Origin of the sequence: Leptolyngbya sp. AN02str (assembly GCF_050565595.1) — a bacterium.
In the GTDB taxonomy this organism is placed as follows: Bacteria; Cyanobacteriota; Cyanobacteriia; order Elainellales; family Elainellaceae; genus Kaiparowitsia.
On sequence record NZ_JBNXVR010000036.1, the window covers coordinates 14,963 to 39,014 of the forward strand.

16 protein-coding genes are annotated in these 24,052 nt (G+C 53.5%); 10 read left to right on the top strand and 6 right to left on the bottom strand.

Going from position 1 to position 24,052, the window contains the following annotated elements; all coding sequences use genetic code 11:
- The first annotated feature begins 643 nt into the window (after positions 1-643).
- A complete protein-coding gene (gene bioD / locus ACQ4M4_RS21500) occupies positions 644-1,336 on the top strand; it encodes a dethiobiotin synthase (protein ID WP_430686520.1) in 693 nt (230 codons plus the stop codon).
- A 139-nt stretch (positions 1,337-1,475) separates the two neighbouring features.
- On the opposite strand, the gene gnd is transcribed toward bioD, so the two are convergent.
- On the bottom strand, positions 1,476-2,927 hold the full coding sequence (gnd, locus tag ACQ4M4_RS21505) for a decarboxylating NADP(+)-dependent phosphogluconate dehydrogenase (RefSeq protein WP_430686521.1): 1,452 nt from the start codon (positions 2,925-2,927) through the stop codon (positions 1,476-1,478).
- Between the two features lie 349 nt (positions 2,928-3,276).
- Here gnd and ACQ4M4_RS21510 point away from each other — a divergent pair, with 349 nt between their 5' ends.
- Positions 3,277-4,485, top strand: a complete 1,209-nt coding sequence (locus tag ACQ4M4_RS21510) for a trans-sulfuration enzyme family protein (protein WP_430686522.1) — start codon at positions 3,277-3,279, stop codon at positions 4,483-4,485.
- A 265-nt stretch (positions 4,486-4,750) separates the two neighbouring features.
- Here the strand turns inward: ACQ4M4_RS21510 and ACQ4M4_RS21515 are convergent, their stop codons facing one another.
- Positions 4,751-6,652: a CHASE4 domain-containing protein gene (locus ACQ4M4_RS21515; RefSeq protein WP_430686523.1), complete on the bottom strand. Its 1,902-nt coding sequence runs from the start codon at positions 6,650-6,652 to the stop codon at positions 4,751-4,753.
- A 112-nt stretch (positions 6,653-6,764) separates the two neighbouring features.
- Here ACQ4M4_RS21515 and ACQ4M4_RS21520 point away from each other — a divergent pair, with 112 nt between their 5' ends.
- Together ACQ4M4_RS21520 and ACQ4M4_RS21525 are read left to right on the top strand one after the other, a co-directional pair.
- Positions 6,765-7,058: a small RNA NsiR4-regulated ssr1528 family protein gene (locus ACQ4M4_RS21520; RefSeq protein WP_430686524.1), complete on the top strand. Its 294-nt coding sequence runs from the start codon at positions 6,765-6,767 to the stop codon at positions 7,056-7,058.
- A 252-nt stretch (positions 7,059-7,310) separates the two neighbouring features.
- Positions 7,311-7,688 (top strand): hypothetical protein, encoded by a 378-nt coding sequence (locus ACQ4M4_RS21525; RefSeq protein WP_430686525.1) that lies wholly within the window; start codon positions 7,311-7,313, stop codon positions 7,686-7,688.
- A gap of 430 nt (positions 7,689-8,118) precedes the next feature.
- On the opposite strand, the gene ACQ4M4_RS21530 is transcribed toward ACQ4M4_RS21525, so the two are convergent.
- Positions 8,119-8,991 (bottom strand): alpha/beta fold hydrolase, encoded by an 873-nt coding sequence (locus ACQ4M4_RS21530; RefSeq protein WP_430686526.1) that lies wholly within the window; start codon positions 8,989-8,991, stop codon positions 8,119-8,121.
- Positions 8,992-9,402: 411 nt separating this feature from the next.
- On the opposite strand from ACQ4M4_RS21530, the gene ACQ4M4_RS21535 reads away from it, so the two are divergent.
- From ACQ4M4_RS21535 to ACQ4M4_RS21550, 4 genes are all read left to right on the top strand, one after another.
- Positions 9,403-10,269: a TIGR02587 family membrane protein gene (locus tag ACQ4M4_RS21535; RefSeq protein ID WP_430686527.1), complete on the top strand. Its 867-nt coding sequence runs from the start codon at positions 9,403-9,405 to the stop codon at positions 10,267-10,269.
- 149 nt (positions 10,270-10,418) lie between these two features.
- Positions 10,419-10,820 (top strand): hypothetical protein, encoded by a 402-nt coding sequence (locus ACQ4M4_RS21540; RefSeq protein WP_430686528.1) that lies wholly within the window; start codon positions 10,419-10,421, stop codon positions 10,818-10,820.
- A gap of 12 nt (positions 10,821-10,832) precedes the next feature.
- Positions 10,833-11,345: a DinB family protein gene (locus ACQ4M4_RS21545; protein WP_430686529.1), complete on the top strand. Its 513-nt coding sequence runs from the start codon at positions 10,833-10,835 to the stop codon at positions 11,343-11,345.
- Between the two features lie 264 nt (positions 11,346-11,609).
- A complete protein-coding gene (locus ACQ4M4_RS21550; protein WP_430686564.1) occupies positions 11,610-14,447 on the top strand; it encodes a glycerol-3-phosphate acyltransferase in 2,838 nt (945 codons plus the stop codon).
- A 286-nt stretch (positions 14,448-14,733) separates the two neighbouring features.
- On the opposite strand, the gene ACQ4M4_RS21555 is transcribed toward ACQ4M4_RS21550, so the two are convergent.
- Both ACQ4M4_RS21555 and ACQ4M4_RS21560 read right to left on the bottom strand, forming a co-directional pair.
- Positions 14,734-16,746 (bottom strand): ABC transporter ATP-binding protein/permease, encoded by a 2,013-nt coding sequence (locus ACQ4M4_RS21555; RefSeq protein ID WP_430686530.1) that lies wholly within the window; start codon positions 16,744-16,746, stop codon positions 14,734-14,736.
- Between the two features lie 87 nt (positions 16,747-16,833).
- Positions 16,834-17,688: a DUF72 domain-containing protein gene (locus ACQ4M4_RS21560; protein WP_430686531.1), complete on the bottom strand. Its 855-nt coding sequence runs from the start codon at positions 17,686-17,688 to the stop codon at positions 16,834-16,836.
- Positions 17,689-17,975: 287 nt separating this feature from the next.
- Between ACQ4M4_RS21560 and ACQ4M4_RS21565 the strand changes: the two genes are divergently transcribed.
- Together ACQ4M4_RS21565 and ACQ4M4_RS21570 are read left to right on the top strand one after the other, a co-directional pair.
- Complete coding sequence (locus ACQ4M4_RS21565; protein WP_430686532.1) at positions 17,976-20,513, top strand: DUF3656 domain-containing U32 family peptidase; 2,538 nt, start codon at positions 17,976-17,978, stop codon at positions 20,511-20,513.
- An 80-nt stretch (positions 20,514-20,593) separates the two neighbouring features.
- Positions 20,594-21,805 (top strand): peptidylprolyl isomerase, encoded by a 1,212-nt coding sequence (locus ACQ4M4_RS21570; RefSeq protein WP_430686533.1) that lies wholly within the window; start codon positions 20,594-20,596, stop codon positions 21,803-21,805.
- A gap of 466 nt (positions 21,806-22,271) precedes the next feature.
- Here ACQ4M4_RS21570 and ACQ4M4_RS21575 read toward each other — a convergent pair whose 3' ends face one another.
- Entirely contained in the window at positions 22,272-23,780 is a 1,509-nt protein-coding gene (locus tag ACQ4M4_RS21575; RefSeq protein WP_430686534.1) for a hemolysin family protein, read from the bottom strand.
- Positions 23,781-24,052 lie beyond the last annotated feature (272 nt).

Sequence of the window (24,052 nt, forward strand, 5' to 3'; positions counted from 1 at the left end):
ATTGGGTAATCGTGACTACCACCTACAAAATCGTTCACCAGCTTGAAAATTCTGCACAAATCCCAGACTCCCTGTCTTTGAGCAGGCTCAATCCCTCCGGATCAAAATCCATCCACCAGTCTTGATAGGATGGGTCGGCGCGGGTTTTGCGCTACGGCGTGCGGATGGTTGCCGAGCCGATGTCCTGTCTCCACAACAGCCATTATCAAAATCTGTTAGGACTTCACTTCATCGAAAAATCCAGGGATTGAATGATGTTTGGGGCGCTTAGTGCCCCAAACATCATTCAACTGCGTAAGTCTTGTCTGCGAAACATCGCCATCTGAGGAGAGGGGTGTGCGTTGAGAAACCAAGCCCAAGAATAAAAATCTCTGCGATGATAGGATCAGCTATCTCATGTTGGGATAGCGGTTTCGTAATGGATTGATGTTGCGATCGCACGATTCACGAGCAGCCCATCGTGTTTGAAAGTCCCTTGTTCTGCCAAGGTTCTCAAAACAGTGCCATCCACTTGGGATCTGGGTGCAAATGATTGATACATTGGCACGATACCCTATGGCGCTGTACTCGTCTTGGTATTTGAGGGCGATCGCACACATCCAGGGTTTTCTTTGGCCGAATTCACCGATAGGGAGATGTTTGTTTGAACGCGCTACTGATTGCTGGCACGGATGCCGCTGTGGGAAAAACAGTGGTTGCAACCGCGCTTGCAGCCTATTGGCAAACTTATTGTGCAGGGCGATCGCTCGGCATTTACAAACCCATTGATACCGACGGACGCGATCGCGACCATTATCTTCGCCTATTTGCCCTCAACCAATCGCCGCAAGAGCTATCGCCAGTTTGTACCAAAACCACCGGTGACCAGCTCCCAATGGGCGATCGCACCACTCCCACCATTCCGCTCGATTTGCTGTGGCAGCAATTTGAAGCGCTGACCCAACAACGGGACTGGGTTTTGCTAGAGGGTCTGGGTGGGTTGGGAACCCCTATCACCCACGAAACCATTTTGGCGGATCTGGCGTGGGACTGGCGCGTTCCCACCCTGCTGGTTGTACCCGTCACCACGGGTACGGTAGGGCAGGCTGTGGCTCATGTTGCCCTGGCTCGCCAGTGTCGGCTGCATCTCAAAGGGCTGATTCTCAACTGCACCCAACCCTGCACTCTACAACAGCTCGAAGAGTGGGCTCCCACTGCATTAATTCAGTCCCTGACTGGTGTTCCGGTATTGGGGACGGTGCCCTTCTTGGCAGACCCAACAAACCCCAACCGTTTGGCGCAGGTTGCCTCAGAGCTGATGCTAGAACGCATTCTTCCCCTCAGCTTTCACAGCTAGCTCACGATCCCTAAGCTCCTGCGATCGCCAACTTTTTCCCGCACCACTCCCACCAGTTCCATACAAAAACCCTTGAGGGCGATCGCCCTCAAGGGTTTGTCAACGTGAGGTTCGTAACGTGGGAGTCAGTCCAATCGCTCTAGCGGCCAGAACTGGCTAAAGTCCGCTCTTCATCCGTTGTGAGCCAATCTGCGTGGAAGAATTCACCCCGAGACTTGTCAACCCGCTCAAACGTATGGGCACCAAAGTAATCGCGCTGAGCTTGAGTTAAGTTTTGGGGTAGACCAGAACGGCGATAGCTATCGAAGTAGTCAAGCGAGGCGCTAAAGGCCGGAACCGGAATTCCGTATTCCGCCGCCAACATAATCACCTCTCGCCACGCCGCCTGCCGATCCAGAATGGTTTGCTTAAATTCAGGAGCCAGCAGCAAGTTAGGAAGCTGGGGATTCTCATCATACGCCCACTTAATCTTGTTCAAAAATCCAGCCCGAATAATACAGCCACCCTTCCAAATGCGGGCAATTTCGCCCAGATCCAGGCCGTAGTTGAACTGTTGCGAGGCTTTGCCCAACAGTGCCATCCCTTGCGCATAGGAACAGATCTTGGAGCAGTACAGCGCATCGCGCACCTTGCTCACCAGGGCAGTAATATCGCCTTCATAGCGACCGCTGGGGCCAGTCAATTCTTTGGAAGCGGCCACACGCTCTTCCTTAATCGAAGACATGATGCGCCCGTTGACGGCAGCAATAATCGTGGGAATGCCTACACCCAAATCCAACGCAGTCTCAACTGTCCACCGTCCGGTGCCTTTTTGGCCTGCCGCATCCAGGATTACATCTACTAATGGTTGCCCCGTTTCGGTATCAACTTTCTTAAAGATGTCAGCTGTAATTTCAATCAAAAAGGAGTTCAATTCGTCGGTGGTGTTCCACTCAGAAAATACCTGATGCAGTTGGGCAGCGCTCAGCCGACCTACGCTGCGCAAGATATCGTACGCCTCCGCAATGAGCTGCATGTCGCCATACTCAATGCCATTGTGCACCATTTTGACGTAATGGCCAGAGCCACCAGGGCCGATGTAGGTCACACAGGGGCCATCATCTACCTGAGCCGCAATTTTGGTGACAATCGGCTCAATTTCGCGATAGGCAGCCTCGGTACCACCGGGCATGAGGCTGGGGCCGTTGAGTGCGCCTTCTTCGCCACCACTCACCCCCATTCCAATGAAGCGTAACCCGGTCGATTCCAGTTCTTGAACACGGCGTTCGGTATCGGTGTAGAGAGAGTTGCCGCCGTCAATAATCATGTCGCCTTCTTCAAGCAAGGGCTTGAGTTGCTGAATTACGGCATCGACGGGTGCGCCCGCTTTCACCATGATCAAAATTTTGCGGGGGCGATCGAGCGATTGCACAAACTCTTCAAGCGAGAAGGTGGCTTTAACGTTTTTGCCCTGCGCGCGCGTTGCCATAAACTTTTCCGTGACGGACGCAGTGCGGTTATACACCGCGATGGGAAATCCGTTACGCTCAACGTTTAGCGCCAGATTCTCCCCCATCACTGCCAGACCAATTAGACCAAAGCTTTGTCCCATAAGACCTGCCTATATTCACTTCTGGATTACGCTGGGGTTGTTACTAACCAGAGTAGACAACTTTTTTGGAAAGGACAGGGGCTCACAGGTTTTCTTTATGCCTGTTTCTGCTTTTAGATAGATTTTGTACGCTAGGGCACCAGATGGAAGCGAGAAATCATTAAGAGATGAAACGATGGCCTGGGTGGCTGGACTGTTCTCACGCTTTATGCGGGAATCATGAACTGCTCTTAGAGCAGCTTGCAGGCGTTGCTTCCGCATTTCGCCCCATCTAGTTGGGCCAAGCCATTGACGGTTGAACAAGAAAGATAGGGCTAGGCAGGAGCCTTTATTCAGGAGACTTTATTCAATGACAGCAGACGGCTCCAGCATTGGAGGATTGCAAACCACAGCCATTCATGCAGGAGAAAAACCTGATTCAGCAACTCGTGCCTCTTCTCCGAGTATTGTCATGTCGTCGTCGTTTGTGACAGATGCCGATACGCCCTTCTCAGCTGAGAATTTGCAGGAGCAGGCTCCATTTTTCTATACCCGCGAAGGAAATCCAACGGTTCAGCAGCTTGAGCAAAAACTTGCTGCGTTAGAAGGGGCTGAAGCGTGTGTCGCCTTTAGCAGTGGTATGGCAGCCATTTCAGCGCTGATGTTGCATCTGCTCAAGCCGGGGGATCACGTGGTTATGAGCGATGTTGCGTATGTGGGTGCAGCCGAGTTGATGAATGGGTTGATTCCTGGTTTGGGTATTCAGGTGACGCGAGTGAACACAACGGATTTGGATGCGGTACAGGCGGCGATTCTTCCCCATACAAAACTGGTTCATATCGAGACACCCTGCAACCCAATTGTGAGGCTGTCGGATATTTGGGCGATCGCCCAGATTGCCCATGCGGCTGGTGCAAAGCTATCGGTTGACTCGACCTTTGCAACCCCCGTGGCCACTCAACCGCTCAGGCTTGGTGCAGATTTTGTGATTCATTCGTTGAGCAAGTATTTGTGCGGCCATGGCGATGCCATTGGTGGAGCGGTACTGGGGGCAAGCGCCGAGATGTTAGGCCTTCGCCATTTGCTGATTCATCTGGGGGGAGCGCTCAGTCCGTTTAATGCGTGGCTGATTATGCGAGGGATCACAACACTTCCTATTCGAATGAAAGCGCATGAGGAGAATGCTCTGAACGTTGCGCGTTTTTTGGAGGCCCAGCCCCAGGTCAAGCGAGTGATTTATCCTGGATTGCCGTCTCATCCTCAGCATGAGTTAGTCAGTCGGCAGATGCGCAACTTTTCGGGGATGATTGCGTTTCAAACGCATAATCCTGTTGCCGTTGCTCAAGCGTTTGCTGAATACTTGCAAATTGTTCACTATGCGGTGTCGCTGGGACATCAGCGGAGCCTGATTTATTACATTTCGACTCAGGAGATGCTGGAAACGTCGTTTACGCTGAATCAAGCACAACTGGCCGACTATCGCAATTTTGCAGGCGATGGAGTGTTTCGATTGTCGGTGGGGCTTGAAGATGCTGAGGATATTTGTGCAGACCTGGAACAATCCATGAACAGGGTGTAGCCCCGTGGACGGCTGCTGTTGGTCTTCCTTATCCCAGTAATCAGCCATAACTAAATAATAAAATCTAAAACTCTGTGCCGCCCGCTGTGAGGGCGGCACAGAGTTTTAGGATCTGGTTTTTAATAGTGTTAAGGTACTTAGTCGTTTTCTAGTTTTTCTAGTGAACGTGAGTGATGAATCAGCTGAAGTACCCATTTTGGGTCTGCGCGGCGCGCAACCCCCAAAAAAAGCCCTTAACCGAAACTGACGTTAGCTATGGCTAGCCTCACAATTTCGGAGATGATGAGGATGGCTGAAGCATGGGCAGTTTGAGCGTAAATTCGACATCTTGATTGGGCATGGAGTTGCATTCAATGACTCCATGATGGCGATCGACGATGATGTGGTAGCAGGTGGTGAGGCCAAGTCCTGTTCCTTTGCCAATGGGTTTGGTGGTGAAGAACGGGTTGAACATGTGCGATTGCACCGTTGCAGGAATGTGGGGGCCGTTGTTGGCAATGCAGATGCGGATGTGAGTGCTGCCGATGGGTTCTGTTTCGAGGCGGATGGTTGGGGTGGCTGGTGGGGGAAGGTCGCTCAGGGCATCGATGGCGTTGGTGAGCAGGTTGAGAAATACTTGGTTGATTTCGCTGGGGTAGCACTGAATGGGCGGGATGTCGCTGTAGCGACGGAGGATATGGATAGCGGGCGATCGCCCATCTGAGCCATCGAGGCGACTCTGCAAAATCTGCAACGTCGTTTCCAGGCCAGCGTGAACATCCACCGATTTGAGTCCGGCTTCATGCAGGTGAGAGAAGTTACGCAAGGACTTGATAATGCACTGAATGCGTGATGCACCCAGGCTCATGGAACGCAAAATATTGGGGAAATCCTGCTGGATAAAGTCCAGATCAAGCTCTTGAATTTTGGTGTGGATATCGGCAGCAGGGGTGGGGTAGCGCTGGGCGTAAAGTTGGAGCAGATGAAACAACTGGTGGAGATACTCCTCGGCGTGGCGAATATTGCCAGAAATAAAGTTTAGGGGGTTGTTGATTTCGTGGGTAATGCCAGCCACCAGTTGCCCCAGGCTCGACATTTTTTCGCTTTGAATGAGGTGAGTCTGCGTTTTTTGCAGCTCGGCCAGGGCGTGTTCTAGCTCTTGGGCTTTGAGACGGTATTTTGTCTCGGATTCGCGCAGTCGGGTTTGCTCGATGCGATCGCGCTCGGCGATGGTGTGCAGCGTTTTTTTGACCATTAGCCAAATGGCCACGCCAGCAAGGCCGCCGATAACGCCTATTGATGCCGCCAGATATCGCAAACTCAGCAATCCCTGGCGATAAATTGCCCGAGGCAAGCTCACCCGCATCAGGAAGGCGGGAGTTTGATTGAGGTCGTAAACCACGTGATAGCCTGCGATGGTATTGCTGAGGTCGTAAACCACGTGATAGCCTGCGATGGTATTGCTGCTGAGGGCCTGTACTGAGCTAGCCAGCGGGGCATCGAGCGATGAATCGGCCAGAAGGTTTGTTTTGGCGGTTGCAAAATCGTTAGGCAGGATGGGTTGGTTGAGCGATCGCACATCGAGCGACACTTGCGTCAACTGCTCAAACGCATCCAACTTGGCTCGATTGAGCCATTGACCCATGATCAGGCTGCCGCGAATTGGGCTGCTGCCATCGCTGGTGGTGATGGGCTGCGAGGCCACCAACATCGGCCCCTGAGGCAAATTCAAAATTCCGACAGTGGCGGTGGCGGATTGGGTGCGGTGCACCAGCGATGAGGATACTAGCTGCGATCGCATCGCTGGCGATGGATTCACCCATACGCCTTGCTCCAAATCGTATCCATGAATATGTAAAATCTGGCCTGAGCGATCGATGACGGCAACCAAATTGAGTTCCAACGAGGTAAACGTATCCTCATTTAGGTTGTTGTCAATGTAGGTTGGGTTGAGATCCTGAGCATATTGATAGGTGTCATCCCACCGGGCATAGTCTCCCGTAGTGGTACTGAGATTGGAAAGAGCGGTATCTAAGGTTTGCAGGGTACGCTGTACATGTTTCAGAGTTGATTGCTTTTCCAGTTCAAAGAAACTGCTCATCAAAACGCTGGCTGCGATCGTGTATGAGAGTGCGGTTGCACCAGCCAACCCAAGCCCCAGCAGGAGGGAGGTTCTTCGATACTGCATGCATGTGACGAATACTTTGCTTGAGTGTATCTTTTATAACAAGCAGATCAATCCGCAAGATGGCGGAGTATCGGCTTGGTAGAATGGGGCTGTTCGTTGTTTGAGATGCGGAATGTCTACAGAACAAAACGTGACAAAAGGGGCTGATGAGGTAGATGCGGCGATCGCCCGTGGGATTGATTTAGATGGGTCGCCCATTCCGACCGAAAAGCTAGATCTCTATACCAGTGTGATGGCGCTAGAGGGAAATCGGCAGCGCAGCGGAGTGAGCAATACGATGCGATCGCGCATTGTGCGAATTGGAGCGAAGCACATTGCCCAGGATGAGCTGAATCAAAAGCTGATTGATGCGGGATTTGCCGGATTAAAAGAGAAAGAAATTGCATTTTATTACGGTGGTAAATAGAGCTTGAGTTGGTAATTTGGGGTCTGTTCAGGTTCGCGAAACCCAGATCAGTTGAGGATGAGATGATCCGCTTCTCCCCCCTTTTGCCGATAGCGATCGTCGCAAATCTCATGAGAATGATGGGGTGATGCCTTGAGTTCAAACTGAGTTCAAATTGAGTTCACATCGGGTTTCGCCTCATCTGTTTCTGCCTGCGATCGCCCTGCTTGTGCGACGTATGTGTCACCTCAGCGTTTTATAACGGTTTTAAAAATGCCTGTGATTGAATCTTTATTTGAGTTTTCTCGCACTAACTGTGTCGCAATCTGCGCATTTTTGGTGCCTGCCAATTTGTTAGCGACGCTGCAAACGCTCATTTTTGTAGGATTGGAGCGCGATCGCCAGCAAATTCAACTGATGACGAGTGCGGCTACAGTGTACGCATCGCTGATGGTGCTGCATGTGGTGACGTGGTTTGTCATTGGCGTGGTGATGATTCCCACGTTTATTTTGAGCGGGTTGGCGACGGTGTGTTTGGTCATTAGCGGCTGGGCGATCGCCCGACCCCAAGGCTTGGCAGCATTGCTACAGCGCCTTGTGAAGCTCGTATTGCCGAAGGAGCGATCGGTATGGACAGCCTTGACTCGATGAACTTGGATACGATTGTGGGTGGCTTGGCGATCGCCATTTTTGCAGGCGGCATCTTAATGATGTTTACTAACTTATTCACCAATAAGTAGCCCATCAGCCCCTCACGGGCAGAAACCTAATGGTGGCAAACGCCATTTACCAACGCGGGCGCTCGCCCGTATCAAAAACCGAAACCCGTCTGCCATCTATCACAGCTCGTTTTAACTTAGAGAAGTCACTCCTCATGCCTGCAGCAGCCCGTAACGGGCTGCTGTTTTTGTGAGTAGATGCCGTGTTAGGCCAAGGGGTGATGAGATCCGCCCTAGGCCAACGTGAGTAATGGATAAACTGAAGTGCCCATTTTTGCGTGGGCAGCGCGCACGAAAAAATGGGCTTTTCTACGGTTTGTGCAGCGCGAAAACTGAAGAAAAGCCCTGAACCAAAACTGACGTTATGCCAGAAAAGCCAACAATTCGCGATTCACGGTTTGAGGAACTTCCTGCTGAACCCAGTGACCACATTCGGGAATCAGTTTGACGTGGAATGGCGCATTCACCAGTTCATCCAACCGTTCGGTTAACCGCTGGCTCAAAAATGCGTCGTCTTCGCCCCACAGCACCAGAGTCGGCACATTAACAGGAGTTTGCGATCGCCCCAGTTGACGCAGCAAATTTTGGGGCGACAGCATGTTTCGGTAATAGTTAATAGCAGCCTTGAGCGCACCAGGCTTTTCCAGCGCGGCCCGATAAATTTCAGTATCTGCCTTGGTAAATGCCCCTTTGCGCACAGCTTGCCCTTGCAACATGCTGCTTAAAAAGGTTCGCAAGTTTTGACGAATCAGCAATTCGGGCACTTCCGGCACCTGAAACGCAAATACGTACCAACTCCGCCGCAGTTGATCCAGGTTGCCCACCAACTCTTGCATTAACCGATGGGGATGGGGTGCATTCAACAAGGCCAAGCGATGGATCGACTGGGGAAACACTTGGGCCATGTGCCAGGCGATCGCGCCACCCCAGTCATGGCCCACAATATGGGCTTTGGTATACCCCAAGCTGGTAATCAACCCGCGAATATCAGCACTGAGGGTGTCGAGGTCGTAGCCGCTGTTGGGCTTGTCAGAGTCGTTGTAGCCACGCAAATCGGGCACGACCACTTTAAAGCGCTTCGCCAAAGCGGGAATTTGATGTCGCCAGGAATACCAAAACTCAGGAAAACCATGCAGTAAAACCACGAGTTCCCCTTCGCCCTGAGTGACACAGTGCAAGCGGATGCGGTTCGTTTCAACAAAACAATGCTGCCAGCCAGGGATCGATGCGGTCATACAGCGGAATTGTGTGAAATAAGGTCGGCGATGGGATCTGCAGTTGAGTCAGGCCAAGCAGACACAAAGGCCGGGTGTGCAAGAGCAAACTTTGTAGTGGAGGATACGTTTCTTCACTTTTGTCATTGTATCGCTTGCGACTTGCGAACGGCTGCCCGTACATTTGGGGATTTTTTGCACCATCGCCAAGTTGGGCTCAGCATCGGGTCAAGTTGCCTGGTGCAGCTCTGGGGCGATCGCGCCCTGCCATGCATCGCCACCAAGACCCCCCGTTCGTTAAGGTTCTGCTCAACATTCTCCCGCCGGGGCGACTTTGTGCAAGAAATGGGTTAGGGCTATGCCGTGGGGGGAATAGGGATCGGCTAAGACGATAGCTCCTTAAGGATACGATTGCGAAGGATACAACAGCGCATGGCAGGGTACAAGGGCAAGATTTGGCGACAAGAATTAAATGATCTAATGCGGGGCATTGCAGGGGCGTTTCTGTTTGGTGCACCGTTTCTATACACCATGGAGGTTTGGTGGAAGGGCAATTTCACCTCACCGCCGCGCATGATGCTGATGCTGGGGCTGGCGTACTTTGCGCTGGTTCTGTTAAACATTCGGGGCGGATTTCGCGATCAGCAAGCTCAGACGCGATCGCAAATCATGACCGAAAGCATTGAGGGGTTGGCGATCGCCTTTTTAACTGCCACCCTCAGTCTCATGCTCATGGGTATCTTGCGCTTTGAAACAGGGCTAGATGCCATTTTGGGACGCATTATTAATGTGACGCTGCCCTTTAGCATTGGTGTTGGTGTCGCCAACAACGTGTTGCAACGTGCCGATGAGGAGAATCAAGACGCTGACTCATCGCCCAAGCATAAGAAGGTATCTCCCTTGAGCAGCTCCCTATCCGATATTGGCGCAACCATCTTGGGGGCGATCGTCATTGGATCATCCATTGCCCCAACCGACGAAATTCCAATGATTTCAAGTTGGGTGTCTCCAGGGCGATTGTTGGCGATTATTGCCAGTTCACTCCTGTTGTCTTACATCATTGTGTTCCAGGCAAACTTTGGCGGGCAGCGAAGACGGCGATCGCAGTCTGGGTTCTTTCAAAGTCCTATGAGCGAAACTCTAGTCTCTTACCTGCTGTCTCTGGCGGTGGCTATGCTCATGTTGTGGCTATTTCAAATTGTGCGCTTTGGTGATCCTTTCAACCAATGGCTCACCTATACCATTGTGTTGGGTTTACCCTGCACCATTGGCGGGGCAGCGGGCAGGCTCGCCGTCTAGCACTCAGCTTTTTTTAGAGTTGATGCACTTCATACAAAAAACCAGGGGGTTGAATATTTTTTGGCGCTTAGCGCTCCAAACATCGTTCAACTGCATCAGTCCTGTTTTTTTGAATACCGACTTTTGATACCCACCCCTTCTGATAACCGATGTCCGACCATTCACAATCTGACCGTTCCAAGCATCCAATTCGCAATCAAGCAGAATGGGTTTCTCTGGGCGTTTCGACTCTGCTGTTAACAGGAGTGATTGCAGCCGTCACGTCTTTGTGGCTTCAGCCGTCGCTCAAGCCGCCTACCTTCAGCATTGAGCAAGGAGAAATTCGAGAAGAAGCAGGGACATACTACGTCCCCATCACTATTACCAATCAAGGAGATGGCACAGCCGCCGAGGTCACGGTAGAAGGCAGCGTTGGTTCTGGCAACCAAGAAGAGATCGCAAATACCACCTTTGATTTTGTTCCGGCTCAGTCGGATGTAGAGGGTGTATTGATGTTTAATCAAGACCCCAGCGATGCAGACATTCGCGTGGTTAGTTATCAAAAACCCTAGACACGACCTTATATGATCAATCAAGCCTATTGCCAGCTTATGGCAACCTACAACGAGTGGATGAATCACAAGCTATATGCCATTTGTGCCACGCTTTCGGAGGGCGATCGCACTCGTGACTTAGGAGCCTTTTTTCACTCCATTCATGGCACGCTCAATCATTTACTCCATGGCGATCGCATTTGGCTGGGGCGTTTTACCAATGCCCGCACCTCGCTACCGCCCATCGGCCACATCCTGTATGCAGACTTTGCCGAGCTCCAGCACGAACGCGAGCAAACCGATCGCGACCTACTCAACTGGGCCGCTTCCATCTCCGAAGCATGGTTAGAAAAACCGTTTGAATATACCAGCGCCATCGATAGCGAAACCCGCGTGCTGCCAGCCTGGGTTTTGGTTACCCACCTGTTCAATCATCAAACCCATCATCGAGGACAACTCACAACGCTCTTGCACCAGTTGGGGCACGATCCTGGCGTTACCGACGTGCCATGGCTACCCGGTTTAGACACTTGGGCCAAATAAGCACCTTCCCCCTGGCAACCATTTCTCTCTAACAAAAACCTAAGCCACACCAGAGTTTCAGGAAACGTCAGTTTCGGTTCAGGGCTTTTCTTCAGTTTTCGCGGCGCGAAAACTGAAGTGCCCATTTTTGCGTGCGCGTTGCGCACGCAAAAATGGGCACTTCAGCTTATCCAAAACTCAGGTTCAGGAAATATTAATCCTGCTTGGTTGGGGGGGTGCTATACCCTGAGGAAGTGCGAACGAGATGGAGTAAGGATCACCTTGGTGCTGGTTGCCGTGCTGTTGGGATGTTTTGGGCTGGGGGCGCTGCCGCTCATTCGGTGGCTCACCTATGCGCTCACCCGCAAAGATTTGACCAAGGTGGGATCGGGCAATGCCAGTGTGTCGGCAGCGTTTTACCACGGTGGGCAGTGGGTCGGTATATTGGCCGTATGCTCCGAGGCAATGAAGGGAATTGCGGCGGTGCTGCTGGCCCGTCAGTTTTTGACGGATCCGGCCTGGGAAATTGTGGCGTTAATCGCGCTGGTGGCGGGTCGGTTTTGGCTGGGGGGTGGGGCTGGTACCACGAATGTGGTGTGGGGCTTCATTGTTCACGATTGGCGCATTGCCGCGCTCACAGCCCTAATTGGCGGCATTGGCTTTACGATTTTGCGAGAGCGGCAGTTGGGCAAGTACGGGGTGCTGGCGCTGCTGCCACTGCTCACCATTTTGCTGCATCCCTACCAGGGGGAACGCATTGTGGCGGTTATGGTGCTATCGGGTTTGATGGCGCTGGTGTATCGTCGCATTCCCGATGATTTGGACTTGTCGGCCAGTGCTGCACAAAAGGAGTCGAAGCAGGTGTTTCAGTTTTTTCGGGGCGATCGCGCGCTCCTTTCTTTAGACCAACGCTTGAGCGCCGAAAAAGTGGGCCAAAAGGCCGCAACCCTGGCCCAACTGCGCCAGTGGGGGTATCCCGTGCCCATGGGCTGGGTGCTGCCACCGGGCGATGATCCCGCTCCTTTGTTCGCGTCCCTGCATACCGATGGCGATCATCCACTAGTGGTGCGATCGTCTGCAATTGGCGAGGATACAGAGTCGGCCTCTGCCGCCGGACAATACGAATCGTTTTTGAACATTACTAGCCAGCCAGCCCTAGAGCAGGCGGTTCTGCGGTGCCAGAGTTCCTACAATGCCGCGCGAGCGGTGCAGTATCGCCAGCGACAGCAGATTGCCGAGTCAGGGATGGCGGTGCTGGTGCAGCCCCAGGTTCAGGGTGCATTTTCTGGGGTGGCGTTTAGCCGAGATCCAATTCAGCGGCAGGGCAATGCCGTCTTGATTGAAGCCTTGCCCGGTGGCGCCAGTGCGGTCGTGTCGGGCCGGGTAACCCCAGAGCAGTACCGCGTGTGGTTGGCCGATGATGCAGTACAGGCAGAAGACTGGCGATCGCCTACAGATTCCAGCTTTCCCATGGAGGGCGAAGGCGAAGTACCACCAGGCTTGATTCAACAAGTGGCATACCTGGCACGGCATTTGGAGCAGCGCTTCCATGGGGTGCCGCAGGATGTGGAGTGGAGCTATGACGGGCAGCAGATCTGGATTTTGCAGTCGCGCCCCATCACTACCCTGTTGCCGATTTGGACACGGAAGATTGCCGCAGAGGTCATTCCTGGTTTTATTCCACCGTTGACATGGTCGATTAACCGACCGCTCACCTGTGGCGTGTGGGGCGAATTGTTTACGGTGGTGTTGGGCGATCGCGCTCAGGGGCTAGATTTTACGGAAACGGCTACGCTGCATCACTCAGCGGCATATTTTAATGCCTCGCTGCTGGGTGAACTTTTTCGTCGGATGGGGCTACCACCAGAGAGCTTAGAGTTTTTGACGCGAGGTGCCAAATTCAGCAAGCCACCGCTGAGATCGACTCTGCGGAATGTGCCAGGGCTGCTGCGGCTGGCGGGGCAAGAGTGGCAACTCATCACCACCTTTCGGGCTGAGGATCAACGCTTGTTTCAGCCTCACCTGGCAGAGTTGCAGGCCCAAACGCTCGCAACATTGACTCCTGAGGAGATTCAACAGCGTATTGACCTGATTTTGTCGCTACTGAAGCGGGCCACGTACTACAACATTTTGGCTCCGCTAAGTTTTGCTCTGCGGCGATCGCTCTTTAAGGTCGATGAGGCAATGCTGGACAATACCTATACACCCGAAGTGGCGTCGGTACGAGCATTACGCCAACTAGCCGCGTACATGCAGCAAGCAGGAAAGGAGGCGATCGCCCCTGGCGTAGAGCAATTTTTGCAGCAGTACGGGTATCTCAGCGATGTCACAACCGATATTTCCGTGCCGCGCTGGCGGGAGAACCCCGACTATGTGTGGAACTTAATTGAGCAGTTTGCCAGCAGTCCCGCCGCCCCTACCGCCAACGGCAGCAACGGCAAAACTCCACCCAAAACTGTGCAGCAACGGCTCAATCTGAAAGGACGGGTAGCCGAGGTGTACAACCAACTGTTGGCAGAGTTGCGCTGGAGCTTTGTGGCCTTGGGGCACCAATGGTCGCAGACCAACAAGCTGGCTCAGCCAGAGGACTTGTTCTTTGTCAGCAACGAAGAAATTCAACGGCTGATTGGCCAAACCGATTCGGAATTGGCGACCCAATTGCCAGATCTGATTGCCGCTCGCAAGGAGCAATGGGAGCGCGATCGCCAGGTTTCTCAAGTGCCACGGTTGGTATATGGCAACACTCCTCCAGCTCTCCGCCAAATCTTGCCAAAGCACACCAAACCAACCCAGCAGTTGCGAGGCTTGGGTGCCAGCATTGGCATTGCCGAAGGAACCGTTGTGATTCTCAAACGACTGGACGATACGCCAACCATTACGAAAGGTTCCATTCTCGTGGTGCCCTACACAGATGCCGGCTGGGCACCAGCGCTGGCTCAAGCTGGCGGCATTATTTCAGAAGTTGGGGGGCGGTTGTCGCATGGGGCGATCGTGGCGCGAGAATATGGCATCCCTGCCGTGATGGATATTGCCCACGCAACAGAGTGGTTGCAACCGGGCCAGCGTGTGCGCATTGATGGCGAAACTGGAATCGTCGAGGTTTTGGACAGAGCGGAGGGCTAAATTGCCCTCACGGAGTCAAGGAACGCAGATTGAGAAGCCGACCCAACCCGCCCGAACCGTTCGCATTTCCACCGACTCCGCACTCCCTACGTCCTCCCTAATTCCGACTCGTAACCTCTCCATGAGAGGATGCCTGAGAGATCAGAAAATAGCCCGCATCCCCCACCCTTCTCCCAAATTTAGGAACAGAGAAGCTGCAAACCCTGTCCCCTCGCCCGAATTTGGGCGAGGGAAACACAAGGAGTGCGAACAATCCACGAAGTTTTCGGCATTTTTCAGATGTCCTCTAAACAAACGCTCCTTCATCTGGCTGATACTCTTCGCGAGGGGTGAGCTTCCAGGAGGTGTCGCCGGTGAGATGCAGGACGTGGTCGTGGTAGCGTAGCAGGCTTTGGCGATGGCCAACGCTAATGAAGGTGGAACCACCTTGGCGGAGCTTTTCGTAGAGGCGACGTTCATTGGCTAAGTCAAGGGCACTGGTCGCTTCATCCAAAACGGCGTAGCGTGGCTTGTTGAGAATCAGGCGGGCAAAGGCAAGCCGCTGCTGCTCGCCCAGCGAGAGGACGTTGGCCCAGTCCAGATCAACATCAAACCCACCAACGCGATCGGGCAAATCCTCCAGGTTGACTTGCTTGAGCACGTCGTGGAGTTGTTGGTCATCAACTGCGGCACCGGAGTTGGGATAGAGCAGTTGATCGCGCAGGGAGCCTAACACCATATAGGGTCGCTGGGGCAGAAACAGCATTTGATCCAAGTCGGGACGAACGATTTTGCCGTCTCCGGTATTCCACAAACCGGCGATCGCCCGCAGAATGGAGCTTTTGCCTGCACCGCTATGGCCCACGATCACCAGGCCATCTCCAGGCTGTAGGGCGACCGAGAGATCGCGAACCAGCATCCGTTGGCCCTTAGGAGTCATTAGGGTGACATCTTCCAGCGCAATGTGCCCATCTTCGACCGTGTAAATTTGGGTGTCTCTCGCATGTGGACTAACCGACTCGTCGAGGGCTTCGGTAAAAGTTTCCAAACGGTTGACCCCAGCCGCAAACTCACTGAGCTGGTTAATTTGCGTGACAATAATCGCAAATGCCTCAAAAATTTGACTGAAGGCAAAGTTGGCCTGGGTAATGTCGCCGTAACGAATTTCGTCGTTAAACAGCATGGGTGCCAAAATTACCGACGGCAAAATGTAAGTGAGGAAGCGATAGGGCGTACGGAAAAAGCCGATATTTCGCTGCCAACCAATCAAGAAATGGAAATTTCGTAGAACCTCGATAAAGCGTCGCCGTAGCTGTCCCTGTTCCTGCCCTTCACCCTGGTAGAAGGCAATTGATTCGGCGTTGTCTCGCACATGCACCAGCCCGTAACGAAAGTCGGCTTCCTTTTTGAGTTGGTTGAAGTTCAGCGAAATTAGGCGACGTCCCAATACGGTGACGATTAGGGTTCCAGCGATCGCATAAACAATCAGAAACACCGTTAAAAACAGCGATTTTGACAGCAAAATTCCGGTGAACGACAGCAAATCGATGAAAGAACCGAAGATAATCAGCAAAAACTTCAGACTGAATTCGGTGAAGGAACGAATATCTTGCGAAATTCGTTGGTCGGGGTTGTCGATTTCGCTGTTGAAGTTGATGTCGTAGTAAGCGCGATCGCGAAAATATTGCCCCAAAAATTTGCCGGTCATCCAATCTCGCCAGCGGAGGCCAAGCAGCCCTTCAACGTAGGTGTAGTACACCACAAACGGCGTTGCAATGGCAAACACACCCGCATACACTCCAAAGAATCGCCAAAATGTGGGCGCATCCTTTTCTGCCAGGGCCGTGGTGAAGAAGTTGCCCACAAAGCTAATGATGACGTTCATGCCGCTAACGGACAGCGACAGCAGCAACAAGCCTCCCAAAAAAGCCCACTGCTGCCAGCGCAGCAACACTTTGTCGCGCACTAGGAAAAAGGCGATCGCCGGAACCACGTATCCTGCTGCTAGCAGAAATACGATCGGTACGCTAAAAATTGCCTGACTAAGGCTCACCAACCCCCCGGCTGTTTGCGCCATAAATTCGGGGAAAAATCGTTGGGACAGCAACGTTCCAGCACTGACCAAAGTTGCCAATACAGCAAACAGAAAAACAATCAGCAGGCCCACGAGGGGAAAAAAGGCCCAGCCACCGCGCCCTGTGGGATACCAATAGGGCTGGGCGATCGCCACAAATCGCCGCACCAAGCTGAAGTCGAAGCGATTCAGCTTTTGAGGAGCGCCGTTTGGAGAAAGAGACGGTTCAGGAGTTGCTACGGTCATGCTGATTAAGTCAATCCCCACAAAGGGGTGTTAAGGATGGTGTTGATGACTTATTGTATGTTGACCGATAAATCTCGAAGCGACCAGCTAAAACAACCGCAGTTGAAATGGCTCAGGATCAAGCTGATCCCACGGTAGAGGCGGCACCAACGGACTCTGCTGTTCTAACAATGCTTGGAAGTGGCGGGCATTATCGGGCGATCGCGCCTCCACCGGACAGTGCACAAAGAAATACACCTGCTTGCCCTGGGCCAACCACGCCGATACCTGCGTCACCCATTCTTCAAAATAGGTCGCGTTCCACTCCACTTCGGGATGGCTGATGTACCGCACCAGGCAAAAGTCTGCCGTTGCAATGCGGTTCACAGGCACGCGCGGTTTCTTGCGCTCCGAGGTCAACTGCGGATCATCCGGGCACTCGTAAATGGGGCGCGTATCCAGCACCACTCGCCCCACCCCAGCATTTGACAGCAGCAGCGTCAGCTCTGTCGCCTCGCTTCCCAAAAACCAGTCAAAGTGCCGAACCTCGACCGCCAGTTGCGCCCGCTCATGGGGCCACGCTTGCACAAATGCGGTCAAATCTTCTAGATATTCTGGCCCATAGCTAGGCGGCAGTTGCGCAAAAATTGGCCCCAGGCGATCGCCCAATCCCTCCATTCGCTCAAGAAAGGCGATCGCCTCTGGCACGTGATCCATCAACTTGCCCTGATGCGTTACTGTTCGCGGCAGCTTTGGGCAAAACTTAAACCCATCTGGCACCTCACTGGCCCAGCGCTGCACCGTTTCCGCATCCGGCACCGAGTAAAACGTGGTGTTTCCCTCTACTGCAAAAAACCGCTGGCCATAAAGTTTCAAAAAGTCGGCACTGCGCGTCTTGGCGGGAAACATCTCCCCCACCCAATCCTTGTAACCCCAAATGGCCAACCCCAACCGAAACTCCATCCCGCATCCCCCAGCCAACACATCTCAGAGAGCGATCGCCCTATCTCACGCCACATCCAGCGCATGTTAGGGAACAAACACGTCGAACACTCACACCCATCACAAGCTTAACCCCAGCGTATCAACTCACCCCTCCCTCAACGCAGCCCAACACCTCTATTGGCCCAATCCCAACCCCTTCAAAGCGCTACTCAATGCCCCCTCCGACGCTAATCCACTCCCGATTCCCCACTCCCTTCCCTATACCCTTGCTATGATCGGCAATGGCCCACGTTCCCTTACCAACCATGCTCTCGGCACCCACGCCCCAATCCGCCTCGTTGCATCTGCCCGAATTGCTCGCCCCAGCTGGTACCTGGGAATGCGCCAAAGCCGCCGTTGAAAACGGAGCCGACGCCATTTACTTCGGGCTCGATCGCTTCAATGCCCGCATGCGTGCCCAAAATTTTACCGAAGCTGACCTGCCGGAACTCATGGCCTTTCTTCATGGGCGCGGCGTCAAAGGCTATGTGACCGTCAACACGTTAATTTTTCCCGATGAACTGGCCGAAGCCGAGCAATATCTGCGCAGCATGATCGCCGCTGGCGTGGATGCCGCCATCGTGCAAGATGTGGGCATTTGCCGCCTGATTCGCCACCTATCGCCCGACTTTCCCATCCACGGCTCTACGCAAATGACCGTCACCAGTGCCGCCGGAGCCGCCTTTGCCAAGGAACTAGGCTGCAACTTGGTTGTGCTCGCCCGTGAATGCTCCATCAAAGACATTCGCAAAATTCAGAGCCAAATTGCCGATGCCGGAATCGAACTGCCGCTAGAAGTCTTCGTTCACGGTGCACTGTGTGTCGCCTACTCTGGCCAATGCCTCACCAGCGAATCCTTGGGTGGCCGCTCCGCCAACCGGGGCGAGTGCGCCCAAGCCTGCCGCATGCCCTACGACATGATTGTGGACGGCAGGCCGTTTGATTTGGGCGATCGCCGCTATCTCCTTAGCCCCCAAGATCTAGCCGGATTGCCCCTCCTCTCTGACCTAGCCCGCTCTGGCATCGTGAGCCTCAAAATTGAAGGCCGCCTCAAAACCCCCGAATACGTCGCCAACGTCACCCGCGTCTACCGCCAAGCCCTAAATTCGCTTATTCTTTCCGACTCCCCACTCTCCACTCCCCACTCCCCCTCTAGCCCCCAGCCCCTAACCCCTAACCCCTCCTCCCAATACGACCTCGAAATGGCCTTCTCCCGTGGCCTCTACACGGGCTGGCTGGGCGGCATCAATAACCAGGAACTGGTTCACGCTCGATTTGGCAAAAAGCGTGGCGTGTATCTGGGAGACGTGACCACAATCCAAGGCGATCGCATCTTCCTCAATCTGCAAGCCCCGCTTAAAGCTGGCGATGGCGTCGTGTTTGATAGTGGTCATCCCGCAGCCAAAGAAGAAGGCGGGCGCGTCTACACCGTAGATCGGCAGGGCCAGCAAACCATCCTCACCTTTGGCCGCAACGCATTGGACTTGCGAAAAATCCACGTGGGCGATCGCCTGTGGAAAACGAGCGACCCCGAACTAGACAAAGCGCTACGCCAAACCTACGCTGGAGACACACCCAAATATCAGCGACCTATCTTCATTGAGGTGCACGGCGACGTAGGACATCCCCTGGTGGCGATCGCCCGCGACGAGCAAGGCCACATCGCTCAGGCCGAATCCGAAACGGCTTTGGTCGAGGCTCATAACCAACCGCTCACGAGCGATCGCCTGTCGGAACAGTTGGGACGACTCGGCGGCACCCCCTTCAAGCTGGGCAGTTTGCAGAATCACCTCAGCGGCTCTGTGATGCTGCCGCTGCGTGAACTGAATCAGGTGCGGCGCAATCTGGTTGCTCAGCTCGAAGCCCAGCGCATCCAGCCCAAACGCTGGCAGCTCAACGCCTTCGCCACCGTGCGCGAGATGTTGCCCAACGTTCAACCCGTCAAGGTCGCAACCCCAAACCTGATTGTTCTCACGCGCAATCTGGCCCAGCTTCAGGCCGCCCTAGAGGAAGGAATTCAAACGCTCTACTGCGAATTTGAAGACCCACGCAAGTATCGGGATGCGGTTGGGTTGGTGAAGCAGTATGGAGATCGCCCCCAACCTCCCACCCTATTTGTCGCGCCGTCCCGCATTACCAAACCGGGCGAGAACTGGATTTTGCAACAGGTTCGCAATGCCGGAGCTGATGGGTATCTCATCCGAAATTACGACCAGCTGCACTATTTTGCGGGCGATCGCTGCGTGGGCGATTTCTCACTCAACGTCGCCAACCCGCTCACCGCCGACTATTTTCTGAATACATTTGGGCTGGAGCGGCTTACCACCTCCTACGACCTCAACATTCAACAGTTGGAATCTCTGCTGCGCACCGCACCGCCCCACTGGTTCGAAGTCACCATTCACCAGCACATGCCCATGTTTCACATGGAGCACTGCGTCTTTTGCGCCTTCCTTTCCGAAGGTACCGACTACACCAACTGCGGTCGCCCCTGCGAACAGCATGAGGTAAAACTGCGCGATCGCACCGGAACAGAACACATCTTGCAAGCCGATGCCGGATGCCGCAATACTCTGTTTAACGGGGTTGCCCAAACCGGAGCCGAATATGTGCGCCGCCTGATAGACCTGGGCGTGCAGCAGTTCCGCATTGAATTTGTGCATGAATCGCCCAACGAGGTGAGCCGCACCATTCAGCGCTATCGCCAATTGTTAAGCGGCAACCTAACGGGCACCCAACTATGGCGAGAATTGAAACTGTACAGCCAGCTTGGGGTCACACGCGGATCACTGGAAAAAGGATAGCGATCGCCACGTAAACATTGCAGCTCCAAGGTAAGGCTGTATGGCAATATAAACAGGAATGGGTAAAGCTGACACAGGTCGTGGAGTCACCCTGCCAGCGTGTCGCGCAGCCATCTCTATCCATTGCCCAGCATGCAAGACTGCTTGCCCATCTCAACTGCAACAACCTGATGTTTACCATGATTCACGCTTTCAAACGTTGGTTCAAAACTGGGGTGCTGACCCTGCTGCTATCCCTGATGCTCGTAGGATGGGGAGCCAGCCGTCCGGCAGTTGCAGCCCCGGTTATTGCAGCCTTGCCTGCAGGAAATGCAATTACCGATGGTCGGGCTTTATTGCGCTATGCACTACCCATCCAAAACGACACCGTACGGCAACTGCAAAAAGTTCTAGAAGACACCTCCACCGCGCTGCGTTCCCGCAAACGGTTGAGCAGCATTAACTCGAATCTGACTCAGGCCGATCGCATCCTCTCTTCCAAGCAAGATCAGCTTTTGGCAAGCATTGCTGGCGATCGCAAAGCCGAAGCCGGATTCCTCATCGCCCAAATGCAAATGGGCATCAACGCCATGCGCTCCGCTGTTGACGAGCAAGACAAAGACAGCATTTGGAACAAACGAGCTGAGCTGCTAGACCTCGTCGGTGCGCTCGAAGAACTCATGGTGGAGACATTCCCCTACGAGGTTCCTGAAGAATACCAAAACCTACCTCAGCTCAAGGGTCGCGCCACAGTCGCCGTTGAAACCAACAAAGGCGACCTTACCATGGTGGTGGATGGCTACAGCGCCCCCATTACCGCTGGGAACTTTGTGGATTTGGTCAAGCGTGGCTTCTACGATGGCTTGGCCTTTACCCGACAAGAAGATTCCTACGTGCTCCAAATTGGCGACCCGCCGGGAGATGAGGTTGGCTTCATCGATCCCAAAACTAAGCAGTACCGAGCTATTCCCCTGGAAGTGCTGGTTAAGGGCGACACCGTTCCCACCTATGGCATCACCCTCGAAGATGCGGGTCGTTTCTTAGAACAGCCTGTACTACCCTTCTCGTCCTACGGCGCACTGGCCATGGCCCGTCCTGGCGATGATGTGAATGGTGGCTCGTCACAGTTCTTCTTCTTCTTGTTTGAACCGGAACTCACTCCAGCAGGTGCAAACTTGCTAGATGGCCGCTACTCGGTGTTTGGCTATGTGATTGAAGGCAAAGAGGTGTTGGAGAAGCTGCGCGCTGGCGATAAAATCATCTCTGCCAAAGTCATTTCTGGCGAAGACAAGTTGGTTGAACCAACAGCTTGAGCCAACAAGCTTAGTCATCAACCCTAAATCAGGTGCAGATTCTCGATAGAGGTTGGGCCATCCCCAATCCAGGTAATCCGGTTTCACACCCTGATTTTAGTTGTGACTCCTTAGCCCCATGTAGAGAACGTCAGTTCTGAATCAGCTTCAAATAAGCCGAAGACCCCTTTTTGCATCCGCAAGGCGCATCAAAGAGGGGTTTTTCTGAAGGCTGCTCAACGCATAATCCTCAGAAAAACCCTGAACCGAAACTGTCCAAGACTTACGCACTTCATCCAAAAACCATTCAACTGCGTCAGTCCTGACTGTCGTTAGGCAGAAGTTAAGCAGATGATTCTGTCAGCGATCGCCATTTTCGCAATATATCGGCTCCTGCTCATAAAAGCTGAGCAAAAGCCCCCCAAGTCCATCGTTCTCAGGCCATTGTTGCGCAAGAGCTTTGGTGAAACAGAATCTCACCCCGCTCCTAGTCCGAATGTGGGCTAGAGCTATCAGATAACCCATCATCGTTGGGAGGAGTGTATACATTGAGCGAGTCTAGGGTTTCCGCAGGAATGATCGCCCCCGCTTCGGTAATCCCGTCCCCCTCATCGATATAGGGAGTTTCCAAGCGTTCAACCCGGATTTGGTGCAGTCGCGGCCCTGACACAGAAACCACCGTGAGTTCCACCATGTCATACCGCAGGCGATCGCCCTCAATCGGAATTTTTTGCAGCTGGTGAATCATAAAGCCTCCCAACGTCTGGTAATCATCCGCCACGGGCAACTCTAGATCCAGCAGCTCATTCACCTCTTCCAGGTTCATTTGGGCCTGTATCAGAATGGTGTTGTCATCCAGATACTGCACCATTGGCTCTTCTTCTTCATCCTCAGGCTCATTCGAGTAGCCAATAATCTCGGAGGCCAAATCTTTTAGCGTGACTAGCCCTGCCGTACCGCCAAACTCATCGGCCACCATCACCAAGGATTGCCCCGTTTGCTGCATCAGCTGAAGCAAATCATTGAGGGGCAAGTTTTCTGGCACAAACTGGGTGGGGCGAACCCAGGGCGAAATTGCCCCATCATTGGCAATTTCACCTCGAACCCACGGGTCTGCCAGTTCCTTGAAGTAAATAATCCCTTGCACTTCATCTAGCGACTCACCAATTACCGGATAGCGAGAATGGCCCGACTCTGCGACTTCGTGCAATAGTTCGCGGAAGGTTGCCTCTGCCGCAATAGAGCTAATGCTAATGCGCGGCACCATCACCTCGCGCACCGTCACATCAGCAAACTCCAGCACATTGCTCAGCAGTTCGCGTTCTTCTTCATCCAAGCCTGGAGATGCACTCGAAGTTTGAATGATGAGCTGCAATTCTTCGGGGGTCACTCGGCTGTACCAACCCTGGCCGCTGTACTGAATTCCGGCTAGGCGCAACAACAGCCGCGTCGAGAGGTTAAGCGCCCAAATCAACGGAGTAAACAACCGGGCGATCGCCAAACTGGGAGGCCCTAAAAACCGGGCCAACTGCTCCGGATACAGCAATGCTACCGACTTCGGGCACAGCTCACCCATCACAATTTGCAAGTACGCCACAATAAAAAACGCCCCCAGCACCGCCACCAACTCGGTGAAATAGCGCGTCACCAAGCCAGGGAACGGAGCAAACTGCATCCAGTACCGCAGCAACACCGTCATCGTGTCTTCGCCAATCCAGCCTAGCAGCAGCACCGAAATCGTAATGCCAATTTGGGCCGTCGACAGTAGCCGCTCAATACTGCGCTGCAAATCCTGGACTGTTTTTGCCTGCACATCTCCTGCCGAGGCCAGCTGGTTAATGCGCGATTGCCGTACCGACACAATCGAAAACTCAGCCGCCACAAAAAAGGCATTGAGGGCAATAAGGATCAGAACCAAAAAGAGGCGAAACGTAATATCGGAGCCACTCAACACCAGTGGCTCAACAACAGTAAGAATATGGGCAAGGGGAATCATCCGGAGATGTGTAGGTAAAGCGTAGGGTTAGAAATGGGCATCTACTAAGTGAGAGCCAGCAATTGTTCAGTTCGTTCTGCCTTAGCCAGATGCCAAAGCAGCTTATGCTAGCGCAACATCTGATTATCACCCATTCATCTCACGACACCTCATTCATCACAACATTCATTCGCGACCCTGATGGGCATTTACGGTCCCATCGGCTCGCCACACGGCACGCTTGCCAATAGCAGGCCCACGATTACAGCCTAGAAGCTAGATCCACGCTGCCA

Bases quoted from the DNA above. Each gene is read 5' to 3' on its own strand.
- gnd (WP_430686521.1), bottom strand. From the start codon at position 2,927: ATGGGACAAAGCTTTGGTCTAATTGGTCTGGCAGTGATGGGGGAGAAT.
- ACQ4M4_RS21510 (WP_430686522.1), top strand. From the start codon at position 3,277: ATGACAGCAGACGGCTCCAGCATTGGAGGATTGCAAACCACAGCCATT.
- ACQ4M4_RS21515 (WP_430686523.1), bottom strand. From the start codon at position 6,652: ATGCAGTATCGAAGAACCTCCCTCCTGCTGGGGCTTGGGTTGGCTGGT.
- ACQ4M4_RS21520 (WP_430686524.1), top strand. From the start codon at position 6,765: ATGTCTACAGAACAAAACGTGACAAAAGGGGCTGATGAGGTAGATGCG.
- ACQ4M4_RS21525 (WP_430686525.1), top strand. From the start codon at position 7,311: ATGCCTGTGATTGAATCTTTATTTGAGTTTTCTCGCACTAACTGTGTC.
- ACQ4M4_RS21530 (WP_430686526.1), bottom strand. From the start codon at position 8,991: ATGACCGCATCGATCCCTGGCTGGCAGCATTGTTTTGTTGAAACGAAC.
- ACQ4M4_RS21535 (WP_430686527.1), top strand. From the start codon at position 9,403: ATGGCAGGGTACAAGGGCAAGATTTGGCGACAAGAATTAAATGATCTA.
- ACQ4M4_RS21540 (WP_430686528.1), top strand. From the start codon at position 10,419: ATGTCCGACCATTCACAATCTGACCGTTCCAAGCATCCAATTCGCAAT.
- ACQ4M4_RS21545 (WP_430686529.1), top strand. From the start codon at position 10,833: ATGATCAATCAAGCCTATTGCCAGCTTATGGCAACCTACAACGAGTGG.
- ACQ4M4_RS21555 (WP_430686530.1), bottom strand. From the start codon at position 16,746: ATGACCGTAGCAACTCCTGAACCGTCTCTTTCTCCAAACGGCGCTCCT.
- ACQ4M4_RS21560 (WP_430686531.1), bottom strand. From the start codon at position 17,688: ATGGAGTTTCGGTTGGGGTTGGCCATTTGGGGTTACAAGGATTGGGTG.
- ACQ4M4_RS21565 (WP_430686532.1), top strand. From the start codon at position 17,976: ATGCTCTCGGCACCCACGCCCCAATCCGCCTCGTTGCATCTGCCCGAA.
- ACQ4M4_RS21575 (WP_430686534.1), bottom strand. From the start codon at position 23,780: ATGATTCCCCTTGCCCATATTCTTACTGTTGTTGAGCCACTGGTGTTG.